This is a genomic window from Micromonospora phytophila (genome assembly GCF_023656545.1).
In the GTDB taxonomy this organism is placed as follows: domain Bacteria; phylum Actinomycetota; class Actinomycetes; order Mycobacteriales; family Micromonosporaceae; genus Micromonospora; species Micromonospora phytophila.
In genome coordinates, this window is record NZ_JAMOKF010000589.1 from 1 (window position 1) to 1724 (window position 1724).

At 72.2% G+C, this 1724-nt stretch carries 3 protein-coding genes and 1 pseudogene; 1 reads left to right on the forward strand and 3 read right to left on the reverse strand.

Annotation, left to right across the window (positions count from 1 at the left end):
* Positions 1-353: helix-turn-helix domain-containing protein (locus tag NCC78_RS31540; RefSeq protein ID WP_250799093.1), on the forward strand; the 353-nt coding region annotated here is incomplete at its 5' end.
* Positions 354-440: 87 nt separating this feature from the next.
* On the opposite strand, the gene NCC78_RS31545 is transcribed toward NCC78_RS31540, so the two are convergent.
* The 3 genes and pseudogenes from NCC78_RS31545 to NCC78_RS31555 form a co-directional block, all read right to left on the reverse strand.
* On the reverse strand, positions 441-701 hold the full coding sequence (locus tag NCC78_RS31545) for a hypothetical protein (RefSeq protein ID WP_250799094.1): 261 nt from the start codon (positions 699-701) through the stop codon (positions 441-443).
* Positions 692-1204: a hypothetical protein gene (locus NCC78_RS31550; RefSeq protein ID WP_250799095.1), complete on the reverse strand. Its 513-nt coding sequence runs from the start codon at positions 1202-1204 to the stop codon at positions 692-694. The genes NCC78_RS31545 and NCC78_RS31550 overlap by 10 nt, the downstream gene beginning before the upstream one ends.
* A 187-nt stretch (positions 1205-1391) precedes the next feature.
* A pseudogene (locus NCC78_RS31555) lies at positions 1392-1724 on the reverse strand (hypothetical protein); the annotation flags it as partial.

The following is a 1724-nucleotide window of genomic DNA, read 5'->3' on the forward strand; positions in this document are numbered from 1 at the left end:
GGGAGCGGGACGAGGTCGCCGCCGCGGTGCGCGAGGCCACGGGGATCGCCGACCGGCTCGCGGCGACACCGCTCGCGCAGCAGGCCGCCACCCTCGCCCGCCGGGTCGGGCTGCGCGGCGCGACCCGGGACCGCCCCGGCGCGGACCTGCTCACCCTGCGCGAGCGGGAGGTGCTGCGGCTGGTCGCCGAGGGGCACAGCAACAGCCGGATCGGCGAGCAGTTGTTCATCTCGCCGAAGACCGCCAGCGTGCACGTCTCCCGGATCATCGCCAAGCTCGACGTCACCAACCGCGTCGAGGCGGCGGCCCTGGCCCACCGCCTCAACCTGCTCGCCGACCCTGCCCCACGCTGACCGCCCACCGCGCCGCCCGCCCACCACTGGCAGGCACTCCTTCATCTTTCGAACTCGTGTGCGCTGCGCCAGGCGGCAGCGGCGCGGTCACCGCGCGAACGGAGACTGCGGCAGGTGGGGCAGTGGCGGGGCTTGGTTCGTCGAATCGACCATGTCGACCTGCCATCGCACGACGGTGGGTGCCGCGATCCGGCCAAGCTGTGCGCCGAGGAACCCGGCGGCGATGACGAGCGTCACGGCCCCGAGACCGAACAGCCATTTCCGCAGCAGTACCCGGCGGTCGACGGGACCGCGAGGCGGCAGCCCGCTCTTGAGATCAGATGCTGAGAAAGGCCAGATCACAGCCACGACAGCACCTCCTGCGCGACGACGGTTGCCGCTTCGACGATGGATGCGTCAGTGGCACCGACAGCTTCGTAGATGACGTAGACGAGATAGGTGCCGAGGCAGGCGGTGAGGTGGATGACCCGCTTTGTGTCGGGGCTGTTCTCCATGAAGTAGACAGCGCGGTCGCCGAGTGCCACGCGGTAGCTGGGACGGTTGGTCGGCATCAACAGCGACCCGTCGCGCTGGATGCACCGCGGGCCCTGGCCATCGCGCCGGCCGAAGCGGACCAACGCGACCCACAGCGAGGCTCGTGAGCCGATCACCGTGGACGTGCTCTCGGCAGCGCAGGTGTTCGAGCGGCTACCGGGGCGGCTCCCCTCCTCGCCCTCGGCCTGCAGCGGCCCGCGGCCAGGTACGAGAAGGTTGAACACCTCGGTCCGAATGAGCTGACAGACCGGGCGTGGCGAGGGCGGGTCCACAGTCGCACCCTCCCAGGCCCGCCACAGACCGACCTCGACGGCCACCAGGACGCAGAGGGTCAGCACCGTGAACCGGACCCAGCCCCGCGAACTCATACCGCCAGTGTGGCCGGGAACCGCAAGGGTAACCATCAATGTCCACTGCCCGGCCACCAGCCGTCCGGCAACCCCGGAAACAAGCCGCTCCCCCGGGGAGGTGAGGGATCTGAACGTGGACGGGAGGGGGGAGCGGTCAGGCGCGGGGGAGGTAGACGCGGTATCCGCCGACGATGAGCAGGTCGAGGCGGCCCGGCTCGGCGCGCATCCGGTCGTCCAGGCGCGCGGCGAGTGGCGAGCCGGCCGGCGCGACCCAGGCCGGCGCCGCCGCCCGCTGCACCGCCCGGCGGTACGGCAGGTAGCGGTCGTGGCCCGGGCGCAGGTCGTCGTCGACCACCGCGCAGACCACCTCCTCGGCCGTGGCGAAGGTGAGCCGGTTGCAGGTCCAGTAGCCGCCGTAGACGTGCCGGACGCCCCGGTCACGGAGGGCGGCCACCAGTTCGGCGTGCCGCGCCTCGGCGGCGCGGGC